The organism is Paenibacillus sp. VTT E-133291 (assembly GCF_002264395.1).
Lineage (GTDB): Bacteria > Bacillota > Bacilli > Paenibacillales > Paenibacillaceae > Paenibacillus_AQ > Paenibacillus_AQ nitricinens.
Genome location: NZ_NFVA01000125.1, coordinates 1 through 15268, shown reverse-complemented (window position 1 = coordinate 15268; position 15268 = coordinate 1). Strand labels below are relative to the sequence as shown.

The following is a 15268-nucleotide window of genomic DNA, read 5'->3' as shown; positions in this document are numbered from 1 at the left end:
CTGATAATACCGGGAAACATAAGTTCCATTGCCCAGTGTATAAAAATAATACACTCCATCCGGAGTCTTAATTTCAATCTGACCAGGTAGAAGGTCTCCGACCTCGTCCGTATGTGCTTGACGGAAGCTGTAGCATTTGGAGCCGTCCCAGAACCCGTCATTCTCCTCCTCTTCCAAATATAATTTCTGAACTACAGCGTGTTGCAGAATGTCTTGCACATACTGGACCTCAATGTTTCGTAAATATAGCTCAGCCATATTAATACAGGTCAACAGGTCCAACGGCTTCGAATACAGCCTATGTTGCTGCAGGAACATCTAGTTTCGTTAAAATTCCGGGGTATTCCTTGGTTGTAGCCACGTGCGAAAAAGCCGGTTCATCACCGGACACTTTTCGCACCTTCGCTGGCTTGCCTAAATTAACACGTCGAAATGGCCCTCCGAGTTCACCGTCGCTGTCCGGGGATCGGTCAGACCGATGCCCTTGAGGCCTCCCTTCCACTCATTCCGCCAGAGGGGGAGGTGATCTTGAAGCGGAGAAGCCGGTACAAAATTTACGGAGGTGCTACTCCCGCTTTTCTGTACGAGTTGGGACTCCAGCAGCCGGATTTGCCGCTGAAGCTGCTCCCGGCGATAGGGAGTCTGCATCTCACTTCCTTGTACTGCATTCACTTTATCCAGTTCCATCATCAGCCGGTTCCGCTGTTTCTCCAGGGAACTGACATCACTCTGTGTACCGCCGTAGGCCGCAATGGCCTGTAACGGACTGATGCCTGCTACTGTCAGTGCCGCCATGATTTTCCCCTCCGTTTCCTTGGATCCCATTCCAAATTCAGCCAATTTCGAAGATCTAATCATCTTTATTACCCACCAGGCCTCATCATGACAACATCACAGCCTCAATTGGAAAATAATCGTCGTATAGTCACAGTCGGCCATTGGTTTCGACCCTACCAAAGACCCACCGAAGGCTGGCTAAAGTCCCTACACAGCTCCCTTACTCGTCCTTCAACCGCCGTTGATACAAAATGACAGATACTACTGTTAATACAACCGTCCATGCCAAAGTAATAAGCAGGGGTTTTAATAAATCTCCCGTCGTATAGCCTGTATTGCTTATCCCTAGCAAATGCACAAGCTGACTGCTTGGCATGTAATCCAGCACTTTGAGGATCGGATAATCATTCTCTAGAAATGCCCCCCATGGTGCCCCAGTGAATATGAACGCTACAGGAAGTATGGATAAAGAAGCATCAAGCAGCGTCTTGGAGAATAAACCACATATCGTCCCGGCTGCTGTATATAGAATAATCGAAAGAAAGATTGTTGCCACAAATGCCCATATGCTGGCTGGCTTATAGCCAAATATAAACGTAGCTATAGCCAGAACAACTACAGACATAACAAAGACTAAAGAGCTTTTACCAATTAGAACATCAAGGGTCGTGGCCGGAGTCATCATTAATGACCGTAAGGTGTTACGCTCCTTTTCTTCCGCAATCAAGCAGGCTTGTGCGAAACATGTTAGTAATACAAACGAGGTATTATAAAGGAAACCGCTGGCTCCAGGCAAAGACGCGCCTGCGCTTCGAAAAAGAACGGCAAACATAATAGGCAAAATTAACATAATGGAGATCCCATAATTGCGTGAAAACTCTTTGTAATCCTTCACAAAAATCGCCTGGGCACGTTTTAATGAGATACTCATAATAGCTCACTTCCTGTCATTTTAATAAAAATATCACCCAGACTTGGCTCTTTCGTTTCTAACCGGTCAATTAGCCCTCGTCTCATCCAATCCGTTATTTGATCAGCCGTTCCCTCATCGATCGGGAGCTCGTAAGTTTCCCCATTGATTAAGTCAACAGAAATTATGTTTTCTCGATGCTGTCGTTTAAGCTCCTTCGGTGAGCCGATCGTTTGGATTTGCCCTTGATACAGAATCGCTACGCGGTTGCACATCAATTCTGCTTCAGCCATATCATGCGTAGTCAGAAAAATCGTTGTCCCCTTCTTATTTAAGTAGCGTAAGCCTTTATAAATATGCGCTGAGTTTACCGGGTCTAAAGCCGAAGTAGGTTCATCTAAGAATAATAATTCTGGCTCATGGATTATTGCGCAGGCCAGCAGAACGCGCTGTCTCATCCCTTTCGATAGGAGTTTAACCTTCTTTTTGCGCTCTCCGCTTAAGTTCACAAACTGCAGCACCTTATCGACCGCAGATCTGGAAAGATCATACAACTGACAATACAGCTCTAGATTTTCCTCAATGGATAATCTCTCATAAAGACCACTATTATCCGTCAGAATTCCAAAGCGCATCTTCTGTGCAGACTGCTGCATCCTCTCCGCTGGCTGGTTAAATATATTTGCCTGTCCACTTGTCGGATTTAATTGCGCCGTTAAAATTTTAATTAAGGTCGTTTTTCCTGAACCACTCGGACCGAGGAAACCAAAAATCTCCCCTTTCGGAATGGAAAATGACACATCTGCTAACGCATCCTTATTTCCAAATCTCTTTCGAATATGTTCTACCTGGATAACATTCACAAATACCACTTCCTTAGCATTGATGACCTAAATATATAGAGATTACATACTTGCAGCCATCAAAACCCGCCGAAATGTAGCTATTACCGCTTGAATGGTACCCTTTAAATGTTAAGAAGTGCTTTTAGCTCCTGTAATTTTGAACGAGATAACGGCACCACGGCATCTTTACCTGTATTCAAACGCAAGCTGTAACTATTCTTCGTCCATGTAATAATCTCTCTAACTTTTTGCAGATTAACGATGTAGGATCGATGACACCTGAAAAAACCGAAATTTAACAATCTCCGCTCCAGCTCGGTTAGAGTCAAAGCACAGTCGTAATTTTCCCCACCCACATGAACAAGGATCGATCCCTCTATACTTTCTATAAAATCAATTTCAGGCGGATTAAATAAAATCACTTTGTCATTTCTTTTGGTAGATATCTTCTGCAAGGTTATATTGGCTTCATCTTGTTTCTGTACTTCCTGCTTATCCTCTTCTGAGTCCCGAATATCCAATGGATGACATTCAAGTTCGTTCAATCGATAAATGGCGTCACACGAAATAATGGCATCCTCTAAATTCGAAGTTAAAATTAAAATCTCCTTTTCTTTCGAAAGGTCATCTAGTATCCGTTTAAATTGACGACGATCTTGCTCCTCTAAGTAAAAATAGGGTTCCTCCAGTACAAGTGTAGGCTGATGCGCAAAAAAGACACGCAGCAATGTCACATACGTCCTTTTCGAAGAGCTTAGGTCCTTGATCCTTACCTTCCGTTCTTCTTTTAAAGCAAAATAATCTAGTAACAGAGCGACACGCTCATTCCTCTCCGTTACTTTGATTAGAAAATGAATCAGCTCTTCCACCGTTAAATGCATATACTCGTTTTGCCCAGCTTGAAATAAATAATAGTGGGAATGATTCAATAATTGATTCATTAATAGCTGCTTTCGCTTCAAATCTGTTATAATGCCAATCGATTGGTTCTCTGTCATGTTTAATTCGATCTTCGGTAGAAGTAATTCCCCATCAAAATATATTGGTTGAAATTGCATGCCGTCCCCCTGGTCAGAGCTACTATAGGATATTTATAACAATTATAATGTTCGGATACTTTTTTGTCAGTTTCTACTGAAAATACTTACTGTTAACAACACAAGTATAAAGAACGACGGAAAAAAACACTTCTCAATGAGAAGTGTCAGAAATCATATTTAGATCATCTGCCAATGATGATGCATGTCAATTCTTTTATTGCCGGAGCATGTTCTCATCTAGCCTTATTAAGTTCTTTTACTTCTATTATCTTTTTACTAAACTGATACTTTACAGTAACATTTTCAATAATCTCAGTATTCTTGTAGGCAAGAGAACCCTCGAATTCTAGAGTATCATTATCTTTCCACACTAGGTTATCTGCATTGCTATAATTCTCGTGATCTGTGCGAATCCATGTATCTATTTCTTTTTGTGCACCATATTTGACTCTTGCAGATTCTATTAATTCGGGACTTATCATTCCCTCTTCAATATTGCTAATTTGAATGAAATCACTTTTATTAGAGCATGTTACGATCGCAACTAACTTATGATTGGGTGAAGGAATCATTTTTTTAATATACATAGAGGGTGTTGAAAAACTAAAATACGCATTAAGCTTATTATCTTTTATTCTCCAAATGACATTTTGACTTCCATAGTCCGAATAGTTATTAAACAACGTAAATATCATACTTCCGTCTGCTAACTTAACAATATAAGGGCTTTTATAACTTTTCGATAAAATATCTACAGCAAAAGCAGCTGCATCGGCGATTTTTTGATTCTCATTTTTTAAAAATGGCTGAAGTTCTTTCAACGCTTTTACTCTCAACGTGGAATTATTAAAGGTTTCTACCAGCCTATTAATAGCAATATATACATATTCATTATTATCACTTTTTAAAGCATGTAGAAATTTTTCCGCATCATATTTAGTAGCAGGCTGTAACTCCATATCTTCAGCTTTTAAATAACGTATATAAGGCTCTGAATTTTGATTTTTATAATATTCTGTCGCTAATAAAGCTGACGCAGTTGAACTATATAGGACAAGACAGGCAACCAAAACAACCCACTTTTTTGAAATTCCTTTTTTCCTTTTCTCTGTTCCATTGTGCCCAGCCGCTTCAATTAAGTTCTCATCAATGAGTCCGATCTCCTTAAATAAATCTTCTTTTTTCATAGGTTAACCCCCTCTTTGTCGAGATGAACTCGAAGTTTATTTCTTGTCCTAAATAATATAGATTTCACTTTACTACTACCCATATTAAATCTCATAGAAAGCTCATCTATTGAATAGGAATACCAGTACCTTCCAATAAATATGTTTCTTGCTTGCTCATCTATGCCATATAAAAATTGATTTATTAAGTTTGCGATCTCACCTTCTTCATACTCTGTTTCTACAGTATCAGGCGAAGCTAGACATTCTTCTAGTTCCGTTAGAATGACTTCAAACTCACGACTACGCTTTTTCGCTGTATTATAACCATACTTATCAAGCGCAATATTACGGGTGATCCTCCCTAAAAATACCGAAAAATTCCTAGGCAGATTAGGCGGTATCGCATTCCATGCTGCTAAGTATGTATCGTTCTCACATTCTTCAATATCCGAGAAATTTGAAATAATGTTTCTTGCAATCACCCTGCAGTAAGCCCCATATTTATTTTTAGTCTCTAAAATAGCTTGCTGTGAACGCTGTATGTATAGGTGGATTATTCCTTTGTCTTCCATCCGTTATTCTCCTTTTAAACACTCTTATCTATATAGTAGAAAATTCTTAGAATACGTTGCACTTATATTAAAAATTTACACCAATATATAAAGACAACCCCCTCCTAAACAAGGAAGGGGTCTGCCTTTGGGTCATCTCTACAATCCAAAATGTTCTCTAACTAACCTAAATTGTTCTTCCACGCTCATACTTGGTATTCTTTCAACGGTCTTGATCCCCATTTTAGTACAAGCAGTCTTAATCTCATTGGAGAACTTAACCATAGATTTGTTCCCGTGTTTAATCGTTTCTTCTGGATTTATCGTGTAGGCGTTAATACAATCTAAAATCATCTTATGATCTTCTCTGAAGTAATATAATTTCTCTATCTCATCGTCGGACGTATAAAAACAAATCATTCTCTCTTCCGGGATAAACGGTAGTATACGCTCAGGCATTATTCCCAGATCAATTATTATTGGTTTGTCATTAGACATTGTTAACAAATCAATGATAAAGAAGTCCATCATCTCTTCGACAATTTGAAATAACCACTGGCAGTGCTCATCTACCGGTTTATTGAACCACTTATTCCAATCCAAATCAGGATTAGGAAATTGAAGGGCAGGGTATTCAACAGGACTAGTGAATGGTCTGTATTTTAAGACATCATCCCCCAATTTTTGAAAGCCAAGTACCTCTACAAATTTCTTGGTCATGGTCGTCTTCCCAGCACAAGGCCCCCCATTAAGCCAGTAAACATGTTTTAATCGTTCCTTCAAATAATTATTATTTATCTTCATCCGGTACACCCCATTTGATTTGTGTAGTATCTTACTTTAACACGTTGGTTTCGGGGAGGTGGCGGATTCTTATCTTCCTATAACAGTGAAAACACATAGAAGTTCTCCTTTCTTGACACAAGTAGTTATATTCTACTAGTGGGGTTAAATTTCCTATCACTTTATCTTTAATACGATCTTTCCTTTTGCCCGGCCCGATTCGGAATACTCCATCGCCTTTTGAGCTTCTTCAAAAGAAAATATTTGATCAATTACAGGCTTTATTTTCCCTGCTTCTATAAGCTCCGAAATGATCTCCAGTTGTCTGCCGCTAGGTTTCATGAACAAAAATCTGTATTTTACATTATATTGCTTTTCTAATTTCGTTAGCTTACGGGTAACCAATCGAAAAAGACTCGTTTTTATAAATCCAGACCCATATTCAATTCCGAAGCGTGCATTGGGCAGCCCAGAAACCGATACAATTTGTCCGCCTGGTTTGACTATTTTAAAAGCCTTTTCTAAGGTCTCGCCGCCAATCGTATCGAATACTCCATCATAATTTTGTAAGACTTTATCAAATTGTTCTGTTTTATAATTAATTATTTGATCAGCCCCAAGAGATTTGACCAGATTAGCTCCAGCATTGCTAGTAGTTGTAGCCACATAAACTCCCATCGCTTTGGCAAGCTGGATAGCAAAGGTCCCAACGCCGCCCGAACCAGCTTGAATCAATACCTTTTGCCCTGCCGATAGCTGTAATATATCATGTAATGCTTGATAGGATGTAAGCCCGACTAATGGGATTGACGCCGCCTCCTCAAAGGAAAGGTTTTGAGGCTTTAAGGCTATATCGTCCTCATATATGGAAATATATTCTGCGAAGGTTCCAATTCTATTTTTTCTTGGCCGTCCGTATATTGCATCGCCTATTTTGAAGTTAGTTACTTTGTTTCCTACTTTGGTGACTATCCCTGAGAAATCATTTCCTAACACAAGCGGCATATCGTATTTCAACAGCATACGAGTTTTGCCATCCCGCACCTTGAAATCGATAGGATTAATACTCGCCGCATGGATTTCTGCCAATACATCATAATCACCCCCTGATGGTATTGGAATGTCTGCCATTAGAAGAGGACTTTTCCCGTATTTTTCAATGATCATCGCTTTCATCAAGAAACCTCCATTTCTAGTAATATTGTTCCATAAATTCATCGAGATGGTTTATAAGATTTTTTAACACGCCTAATTTTGTTCTAACGTCCATAAAATAATAATTTTTAGAGCCTTCTTTCCTCACCATTATAATTCCGGCTTCTCTTAAGATTCCTAGATGATGGGAGACCGCTGGCCGTGAAAGATGTGTTTTTTCAGTAATCTCACCTACGCGTAATCCGTTCGTACAGGTAGTCTCCATAAGTACTGTAATAATGGATTGTCTTGTCTCATTACCAATAGCTAAAAAGACCTTCTGGCACAGCTTGAAATCATCTTTGATGACTTCGACTTGTTGCTGCTTATTAATGATTCTCACCGCTTTCGTCTCGTTCAATCGTTTAACTTAGTGAACCATTTGCTGACGAGTATGTCATAACAAAATATGCTCTGCAACCTTGGGAAAGAAAATCGAGATCACAAGTAAATTTTTTACATTTTCTTATTCCTAACCCTCAAAGCAGAATTGTCGAAACATCTAAAATCGTATCAAGAACAATTGACGTTGAGTAAGCTGCCTGCACTTGAAGTACTGGTAATTAAGCTTATCGCATGGATTGATTGGCTTATGAAAAATCGCCGTCCGACTCCCAATAGGGAACATGAACGGCGATAATTTTTGAGTTATTCTATAAATGGCAGTTCAAAGTAAAGCCGATCTGCTCCACAAATCGATTAGGGAAGTTCCTCCAATGTAAGCTTGACGCTATATCAATTCGTACTTCAATTTTCGGATGCAGCTGTATTTTTAAAGGTTTTCTTTATAAAAGGCATTCAGTTTTTCAACAGCTAGTCTAACTGGTTCTGGTTGATCGTATAAGTCATAATGACTTACATTTTCAAGAATGAACAAGTCCTTTTTCGTTGACGCGGCTCTATTGTACAGTTCATGACCATCTTTGTAAGAACCAAATGCACCTTGTTTATCACCTACAATAATTTGCAAAGGTTGTGTTAGCAACTCTTCAACGAAATGGAAAGCATCAAAACCTAGGACTGAATCTAAACTGGTATATTTCAATTTATTTGGAGAGTTAGAGCTTTGCCCTCTAGGCGTTGTATAATAATCGACAGCTTCCACAATATCTATATCTGTTATACCTGCCTTCTCTCTTTCCGCTTGATTGCTAGGAATCCAATTCACTATCATTGGCTCAGCTCCACGAGCTTCCGCAGTACGTTGTTGACTAATGGCCTCCAAAGCTTTAATTGGATCTCCGCTTTCACGTTGTACACGCCCGATATTAGCTCCAACGACAGTGCCAACTGCTTGTATACGACGCTCTGTCATTGCAGCATTTACAGCATAACCCCCTCCGGCACAAACACCTAATACACCAATACGGTTCTCATCAACAAAATCAAGTGTAGTCAGGTAATCTACGGCACAACGAATATCTTCAACACGCGCAGCCGGAACTTCAATATATCGGGGGTCACCTTCGCTTTCACCTTGATATGATGCATCAAATACAATCGTCACATATCCAAGTTCAGCAAGCTTCTCCGCATAGATACCTGCAGTTTGGTCTTTACAGCTACTTCCTGGATGAACACAAACGATTGCGGGGTTATGTTTCTTATTTTCAGCATTTTCTGGCACATTTAGAATACCTGCAACTTTTAATCCATGCGCCATAAATTTAACTTTCTTTTTAATAACTAACATATGTGGCCTCCTAATGAATGATTTAATATAATACACTTGAGTGTTTTATTACACCCGTGTATATTTAAAATACATTAGGACTATAATGCTTTCAATGACCACATCTTTGTTTTCATGTAGTAATACACATTCTTTCAAATGTGTATATTAAAAAGGAGTTTTCTCATGAACAATCCAATAGATCGAAGAATCATAAAATCGCAAAAAGTAATTCAATCGACTTTTTTAACCATGCTGCTTGAAGATGGATTTGATAAAATTACAGTTAAAGCGATCACTGAAAAAGCCGACATTAGCAGAAAGACGTTTTATCTGCATTATGTCGATAAATATGATTTGCTGGATACTATCGTGAATAAACAATTAGAGGAATTAGGAGTCATTTGTGAGCAAAAAAAAGAGAAGGGTTTTATCGAGGGTACCGTGATTTGGTTCAATTATTTTGAGGAACATAAAGCTTTCTTTGCAGCTTTGTTTGCAAGTGAAAGCACCGTCTCATTTCGAAAACAGCTTCTGCAATTTATCATGCATCAACTCAATCTAAAAATAACTAAAATCAACCCTGAAAAAGAGGCAGAAATCCTTTTAAAGTTTTTAGGTATGGCTGTTTTAGGCATTGTAGAATCCTTTGTATTGAATCAATTAAAAGCCAGCACAGAAGATACAGCAAAACAAGTGGGCGAATTACTGGAGCAGAATATCGCGATGGCCTCACGTTAGTAGGCTGATGAAACTTATGATACGATTCACCGCACTGTCTATATCGGTAAGTTTTAGGGCCATCCTTTGACGGATGGCCCTTCTTATTAATTAAACCAACGTCCTCCCAAGGTAACCTGATAGGTTAATTCATTTAACCAAGCAGTCATTGTGGATATTTTATACAAAAAGTTATACTGCAATTGACTAGTCGAAATGATACAAATTGGAGGTTATCCAAATGAATGTTGAGATAGGAAAAAAAATAAAGACACTTCGTTTACTAAAAGAAATGACTCAGGAAGAACTAGCAGCAAAACTGAATCTGTCATCCCAAGCAGTATCTAAGTGGGAAAATAATGTAACCATGCCTGATATTCAAATTCTTCCTGATTTATCCGTGATTTTTGGTGTTACAATTGATGAATTATTTGCATTAACCGATGATACCCATATAGAACGAATTGGAAATATGATTAGTACTGAACATTTTATATCCGAAGACGATTTTAACTATGCTGAACAATTTTTAAAAGGAAAACTAAATGATGCGCAAAAAAAATCCCCATCCCTCACCTTGCTAGCTCAGTTACACATTCATCGTTCAGATGAGCACCGTGAATTGGCTTCCCATTATGCCAAGGATGCACTGCTACTAGCTCCGGACAGCAAAAGTAATCATAATGCCTTGCGAGATGCGGAGAATGGAATCATTTTTGATTGGAACTACTCAAATCACCATAAACTCATTGCGTATTATAAGAATTTCGTGCCGAATCACCCGGATTACTGGCAGGCTTATGCATGGCTCATGAACTACTTAATCGCAGATGGCAGATGTATTGAAGCAAAAGAAATTCTGGAACAATTGAACCAAATCCATCCTGGTCACTTATATCAAAAATATGGAGGACTGATATGTAAGGAAGAGGGCGACCTTTCTCAGGCGCTGGCTCTCTGGGAGCAAATGACTGATTTGTATCCTGACGATTGGCTTGCATGGTCCTCCAGAGGAGACTGTATGGCTAAACTTTGCAGGTACGACGAAGCCATAGAATACTATTCCAAAGGTTACGAACTACAGCCAAGTCCAAAGTATACAGATGCATTTGAAGCCATTTCTCATATATATATAATAAAAGGGGAATATGATAAATCTATTGAAAAGCATCACGAAATAATTGAGCTACTAGAAAGGGACTGGAGAGTCACAGAGGGTAAGACCGTTGATTTTTATAAGAGAGAAATAGAAAATTTAAAGATAATGTTGAATAATTAAACCTAACATTCATAAAAATACCAAATAACATGGACGACTGGCCCTTTCCGCTAAAACGGCGGAGGGGGCTTTTGCTTTCAGTAAGCAAAACCGTCCCACCAGATACTACATTATTGTGTGAACCTAGAATGCTTGGAGAATCCCGTGTGGGCTGATTTGCCCAAGCGGTGCAGTCCCCGGATATCTTAGGTTTAATTTTCGTTGTAACCTTCTAGCTACCTACCCGATCTAATATTTAAGTAACGTTACGAACATCCTAAGACTTTTAGTCAAGAAAGCAGGTAAATCTTTGCATATTAATCCTATTGTCGTCAAAGCCAAAGCTGGGGACCCAGAAGCATTCGTGCAGTTGATGCAGGAGATAGAGTTACCTTTATATAGAACTGCAAGGTCCATCGTCAACAAAGAAGAAGATTGTGCAGATGCCCTGCAAGAGACGATGCTTAAAGCCTTTAAGTCCATCCATACACTCAGAGAGCCCGCTTTTTTCAAAACGTGGATCTTCCGGATTCTGATTAATGAATGCAATAAAATGCTCAAAAACAATTCAAGAGCCCTCCCTTATGGAGAGCTTCCCGAAGTCCCTTCCATTTCAAAGGATTATGAGAAAATCGAAATATGGGATGCCGTTCAACATCTTGAGGAGAATCTACGGATTGTCATTCACCTTCATTACCTACAAGACATGCCGATCAGTCAAATTTCCGACATTCTCGAAATTTCTACGGTAGCCGTGAAGACCCGGCTGCATCGCGCCCGCAAAAAGCTAAAGCATTCATCTCAATTCATTCAAGAAATGGAGTTGCGACATGGTAAACACTAAGTTAGAAGAACAATTAAAGAGCTGCCAAAGCCTACTTCCCGATCAGTTATCGGATATTGCCCGCTCCAAGCTGAATGAGACTTACCAAATCATCAGGGAAACCGATAATTCCAATTCCCACGTTCAGAAAAAGAAAAATGTATCAAAATCTTTTAATAGATGGTGGATTTCCACTGCAGCCGCTGCAATTCTTGGAGTTACAGTCCTTGCTTCCGGCTTTGTATCGCCCGCAATGGCTGATGCACTCAAGCAAATTCCGGTTCTGGGACAAATCTATTCTTTATGGGGCGAAAACAACGGAGATCCCGGTGTTCAACAAGCCGAGGATTTCATCACAAACGTAAACCAAAGCGTGACCCATGGCAATGTTACTATGAATATTCCAACGTTGTTATTTGACGGGACCCGGATTCTTATGAACATAACCACTCCTGGAAACCGTCTGGCTTCGGAGCCCAATTCGCCGCCTTCAGATGCCAATAAGGGAGCGGTGGATAAGTTTGAGGTTCTCTATAAAGGCCAACCTCTGCTCTGGAGTTACGAACACATGGACGGTGAGACTGCTTCCAGCATAATGGTTCAGGTTTTGGACACTTATTATGAGCCGAGCACGACAACACAGACTGTCCAGTTCCCTGATCAGTTTGACTTGACTGTAAATGTAACGTTAAAAGGCTACGATGCCCCGTTCGAATTCGTTCTGCCTGTCACAAAATCAACGCCCGTTACCGCACTAACTTCAGAGGAGACCAAGCATCACGATAACATTAACTTGCAGATTAGTAAGGTGGAAATCACCCCAATCACAACGCAGTTATCCATTGAGTACACAACCAAACCGGGCCAGAGCAAAGAAGAAATGCTTGCTTCTGTCCCTTCGAAATATAAGGGTGCTAACGGAAGCGTCATCGCTCTTCAGTTTGACATTGTGGATGAACGTGGTGTTCAACTGAAGCACATCGGTGCTCACCCCTTAAGCGAATCTTATAATGTTCGTTTTGAGCCCTTCAAGACTATACCGAGTACCATAACCATCAAACCGTACTTAGTCGTTTCCGAAGGTCAAGCCCCAGCTGGGACTACAGGACTGTGGGAAGACAACAATATGGTCAAGGAATATATTCCTGAGCTGGAGACTGTACTTTCGGTGCAATAGCATTTGTAAAAAGGACCTAATACTCCAGGAATAAAAGGGTGTGTAAACCTACAAAAGACGAAGCCATAATTGGCTTCGTCTTTTGTCTTGATATTTAAATGAATTCAGATAGATTCAATTCCAATAAGGTTATTTAGATGAAGCCAGCTTCGATATTTTGTCGGCAATATCTTCCGCTTGTAACAAGGAGGAGTAGGAATCTGCTGCAAAATATTTCTCCATATCAATCTCAATCACTCGATTATTTTTAACTGCATCTAACATTTTCCATGTTGCTGGTAACTTAGGCGGCTGTTTGTCTTTCACAGTAAGGACAATGACATAGTCGCCTACATAATCATTTACGGTTTCCCAAGAAACTTCAACACGGCTCATTTCCTTATCAATGATTTCACTTTGAACTTTTGGAGTAGGTTTCATACCCAAAATATCGTAAGTAGCTCTGCCGCCTCTCTCCCCCTGATTACCAATGACCATTAAAAATTTCTCTACCGTGATATAATCTACGATAGAAATAGTTGCATCTTTTGCAATGGCATTTTTAATTTTTTCGCGGGCGGCTATTTTACGTTTTTCGAAACCTGCCACAAACTGTTTAGCCTCTTCTTCTCGATCAAGGATTTCTCCCATAGCTGTAATCTCTTCTTGAATCGTTGCGTATTTACTTGTATCAAATAATACGGTCGGTGCGATCTTAGAATAGTTACTATAAGCATCTTTATTCCAGGTTATGATGATGTCTGGCGCTAGCTCTAATACTTTCTCAAAAGAAATACTTCCTTCTGCCCCTATATCCTGTACTGTCTCATCTAAGAAAGGTTTGAGAAACTGAGAATACTCCAATTGTGTATTTGATGCTCCAACCGGTATTACCCCAACTGCTAAGACTGGCCCCAAATCCCAATCAACTACAACACGTTGGGGATTGGCTGGAACATTAACATCCCCCATGACTGTTGTTATTTTCCGTAAACCCGTATTTTCAATGGCTTGATTGGAAGGCGTACTCTGTGTCGGTTCTACTATCTGATTGCTATTACGGCTAGTGCTCCCATTTCCACAAGCTGAAAGTAACAGTGTAAACACAAGCATTAGCGTTAATCCTATTTTCGTTTCGGTCCCCTTAAACATCTGTTTATCTCCTTCAAGTTTATATTGATAATGATTATCATAATCAATATAACAAGAAGAGGAATCTTTGCCCATGGAGGATAAGAACTCTTGCCATGGACTATCTGAAACGATCAAACCTGTCTTCACCTTATTTTTGTATTGAACGGGCGTCGCCCCGACCTGCTTTTTAAACAGACGTGTAAAATAAAAGACATCACTATAACCTACGCTTACAGCAATCTCCTGTACGGTAGCATCGGTCTGAATCAATATCTCTTTCGCTTTAGCCATCCTCGTCTGAATTACATATTCAATGGGACTTCTCCCTGTCCGGCGTTTGAACTGCCTCGATAAATACTGAATGCTATAATTCCATTCTTCGGCCATAGATTCAAGTGAAATAGGCTCATTATAATGTTTGTGAATGTATTGAATGATCTGTTCAACTAAATCTGTTTCTTTGAGGGCAACTCCCTGAAGCTGTAACTGCTGTGCAAGAGTATATACGAACTGATAGAAATGGATTTTCGCTTGGAACCGTTCCATAGCCGGTCTGCGATTCCATTCCTCATACATCGATTCCGCATGACGATATAAAACAACCGGAGAAATAGGTTTACATGTGTATTGCAGATGAAAAGGGTTACTTATATGATAGGATTTCAATAATGTTTTACTAGCTTTAGTAGAAATAGTACCTCTATATAAAATGTAATAGTAGGTTACATCCTCATGTCCAACCTCGAACTTGATGTTACTTCCTTTTCCCGCATGTAAAACAAAGAATCGTTCTAATGGATGTCGATTACCATCCAACCAGATCGTACCTTGTCCACGCACGACAAATATAAAACTACTAGCTGGGAGTACATGTTGCTGCTTACTCTCTCTGCGTATCACATGTTGGCGAATATCCACCAGTTGAATCCATGAAGTGTCCCATATCTGGATGTATTCTTCCCAATTCACTGTTAATCCTCCCAAGTCCAATAGCTTGCTAATCCTTTGCAGCTGCAAATCCCTATACAAGCCAAAATCGTAAACGATAACCATTATCATTGTCAAATGATTGGTGACTAGTCAAACCAATTTTAATAGATCAAATCTGACGCCCCCGGAGAGTCTCCAACCAAGTCGATATAGTCATAGCTACCTCAGCTCTTATCTGCGGGATTTATACCGTACATTTCACTACGCTAGCTACTCCAGCTCTTTTCTACGGGATTTATACCGTAC

The 15268-nt window shown here is 39.7% G+C and carries 15 protein-coding genes and 1 pseudogene; 4 read left to right on the top strand and 12 right to left on the bottom strand.

Annotated features, from left to right (window positions below; genetic code table 11):
• The 11 genes and pseudogenes from CA598_RS29015 to CA598_RS28965 all read right to left on the bottom strand — a co-directional run.
• Positions 1 to 219: pseudogene (locus CA598_RS29015) on the bottom strand (hypothetical protein); the annotation flags it as partial.
• Between the two features lie 195 nt (positions 220 to 414).
• Positions 415 to 858, bottom strand: a complete 444-nt coding sequence (locus CA598_RS29010; protein ID WP_094878725.1) for a hypothetical protein — start codon at positions 856 to 858, stop codon at positions 415 to 417.
• Positions 859 to 997: 139 nt separating this feature from the next.
• On the bottom strand, positions 998 to 1708 hold the full coding sequence (locus CA598_RS29005; protein WP_094872792.1) for an ABC transporter permease: 711 nt from the start codon (positions 1706 to 1708) through the stop codon (positions 998 to 1000).
• Positions 1705 to 2550: an ABC transporter ATP-binding protein gene (locus tag CA598_RS29000; RefSeq protein ID WP_094878724.1), complete on the bottom strand. Its 846-nt coding sequence runs from the start codon at positions 2548 to 2550 to the stop codon at positions 1705 to 1707. The genes CA598_RS29005 and CA598_RS29000 overlap by 4 nt, the downstream gene beginning before the upstream one ends.
• Before the next feature lie 104 nt (positions 2551 to 2654).
• Positions 2655 to 3590 (bottom strand): LytTR family transcriptional regulator DNA-binding domain-containing protein, encoded by a 936-nt coding sequence (locus tag CA598_RS28995; RefSeq protein ID WP_094878723.1) that lies wholly within the window; start codon positions 3588 to 3590, stop codon positions 2655 to 2657.
• Between the two features lie 215 nt (positions 3591 to 3805).
• Positions 3806 to 4759 (bottom strand): hypothetical protein, encoded by a 954-nt coding sequence (locus tag CA598_RS28990; RefSeq protein ID WP_094878722.1) that lies wholly within the window; start codon positions 4757 to 4759, stop codon positions 3806 to 3808.
• Positions 4756 to 5313, bottom strand: a complete 558-nt coding sequence (locus tag CA598_RS28985) for an RNA polymerase sigma factor (RefSeq protein ID WP_094878721.1) — start codon at positions 5311 to 5313, stop codon at positions 4756 to 4758. The genes CA598_RS28990 and CA598_RS28985 overlap by 4 nt, the downstream gene beginning before the upstream one ends.
• A gap of 138 nt (positions 5314 to 5451) precedes the next feature.
• Entirely contained in the window at positions 5452 to 6096 is a 645-nt protein-coding gene (locus CA598_RS28980) for a hypothetical protein (protein WP_094878720.1), read from the bottom strand.
• A gap of 156 nt (positions 6097 to 6252) precedes the next feature.
• Positions 6253 to 7251: an NADP-dependent oxidoreductase gene (locus CA598_RS28975; protein ID WP_094878719.1), complete on the bottom strand. Its 999-nt coding sequence runs from the start codon at positions 7249 to 7251 to the stop codon at positions 6253 to 6255.
• A gap of 16 nt (positions 7252 to 7267) precedes the next feature.
• Positions 7268 to 7603: an ArsR/SmtB family transcription factor gene (locus CA598_RS28970; RefSeq protein ID WP_094878726.1), complete on the bottom strand. Its 336-nt coding sequence runs from the start codon at positions 7601 to 7603 to the stop codon at positions 7268 to 7270.
• Positions 7604 to 8041: 438 nt separating this feature from the next.
• Positions 8042 to 8962, bottom strand: coding sequence for an alpha/beta hydrolase (locus tag CA598_RS28965; protein ID WP_094878718.1), 921 nt, complete (start codon positions 8960 to 8962; stop codon positions 8042 to 8044).
• 165 nt (positions 8963 to 9127) lie between these two features.
• Between CA598_RS28965 and CA598_RS28960 the strand changes: the two genes are divergently transcribed.
• From CA598_RS28960 to CA598_RS28945, 4 genes are all read left to right on the top strand, one after another.
• A complete protein-coding gene (locus CA598_RS28960; RefSeq protein WP_094878717.1) occupies positions 9128 to 9682 on the top strand; it encodes a TetR/AcrR family transcriptional regulator C-terminal domain-containing protein in 555 nt (184 codons plus the stop codon).
• A 220-nt stretch (positions 9683 to 9902) separates the two neighbouring features.
• On the top strand, positions 9903 to 10940 hold the full coding sequence (locus tag CA598_RS28955; RefSeq protein WP_094878716.1) for a helix-turn-helix domain-containing protein: 1038 nt from the start codon (positions 9903 to 9905) through the stop codon (positions 10938 to 10940).
• Positions 10941 to 11229: 289 nt separating this feature from the next.
• Positions 11230 to 11763 carry an RNA polymerase sigma factor gene (locus tag CA598_RS28950; RefSeq protein WP_094878715.1) on the top strand — a complete coding sequence of 178 codons (534 nt, stop codon included), beginning with the start codon at positions 11230 to 11232 and terminating at the stop codon, positions 11761 to 11763.
• Positions 11750 to 12919 (top strand): DUF4179 domain-containing protein, encoded by a 1170-nt coding sequence (locus CA598_RS28945; RefSeq protein WP_094878714.1) that lies wholly within the window; start codon positions 11750 to 11752, stop codon positions 12917 to 12919. The genes CA598_RS28950 and CA598_RS28945 overlap by 14 nt, the downstream gene beginning before the upstream one ends.
• Positions 12920 to 13048: 129 nt before the next feature.
• Here the strand turns inward: CA598_RS28945 and CA598_RS28940 are convergent, their stop codons facing one another.
• Positions 13049 to 15001 (bottom strand): AraC family transcriptional regulator, encoded by a 1953-nt coding sequence (locus CA598_RS28940; RefSeq protein WP_179283791.1) that lies wholly within the window; start codon positions 14999 to 15001, stop codon positions 13049 to 13051.
• Positions 15002 to 15268 lie beyond the last annotated feature (267 nt).

Coding starts and splice junctions, on each gene's coding strand:
- CA598_RS28980 (WP_094878720.1), bottom strand. CDS start 6,096: ATGAAGATAAATAATAATTATTTGAAGGAACGATTAAAACATGTTTAC.
- CA598_RS28965 (WP_094878718.1), bottom strand. CDS start 8,962: ATGTTAGTTATTAAAAAGAAAGTTAAATTTATGGCGCATGGATTAAAA.
- CA598_RS28945 (WP_094878714.1), top strand. CDS start 11,750: ATGGTAAACACTAAGTTAGAAGAACAATTAAAGAGCTGCCAAAGCCTA.
- CA598_RS28960 (WP_094878717.1), top strand. CDS start 9,128: ATGAACAATCCAATAGATCGAAGAATCATAAAATCGCAAAAAGTAATT.
- CA598_RS28955 (WP_094878716.1), top strand. CDS start 9,903: ATGAATGTTGAGATAGGAAAAAAAATAAAGACACTTCGTTTACTAAAA.
- CA598_RS28990 (WP_094878722.1), bottom strand. CDS start 4,759: ATGAAAAAAGAAGATTTATTTAAGGAGATCGGACTCATTGATGAGAAC.
- CA598_RS29010 (WP_094878725.1), bottom strand. CDS start 858: ATGATTAGATCTTCGAAATTGGCTGAATTTGGAATGGGATCCAAGGAA.
- CA598_RS29005 (WP_094872792.1), bottom strand. CDS start 1,708: ATGAGTATCTCATTAAAACGTGCCCAGGCGATTTTTGTGAAGGATTAC.
- CA598_RS28975 (WP_094878719.1), bottom strand. CDS start 7,251: ATGAAAGCGATGATCATTGAAAAATACGGGAAAAGTCCTCTTCTAATG.
- CA598_RS28995 (WP_094878723.1), bottom strand. CDS start 3,590: ATGCAATTTCAACCAATATATTTTGATGGGGAATTACTTCTACCGAAG.
- CA598_RS28985 (WP_094878721.1), bottom strand. CDS start 5,313: ATGGAAGACAAAGGAATAATCCACCTATACATACAGCGTTCACAGCAA.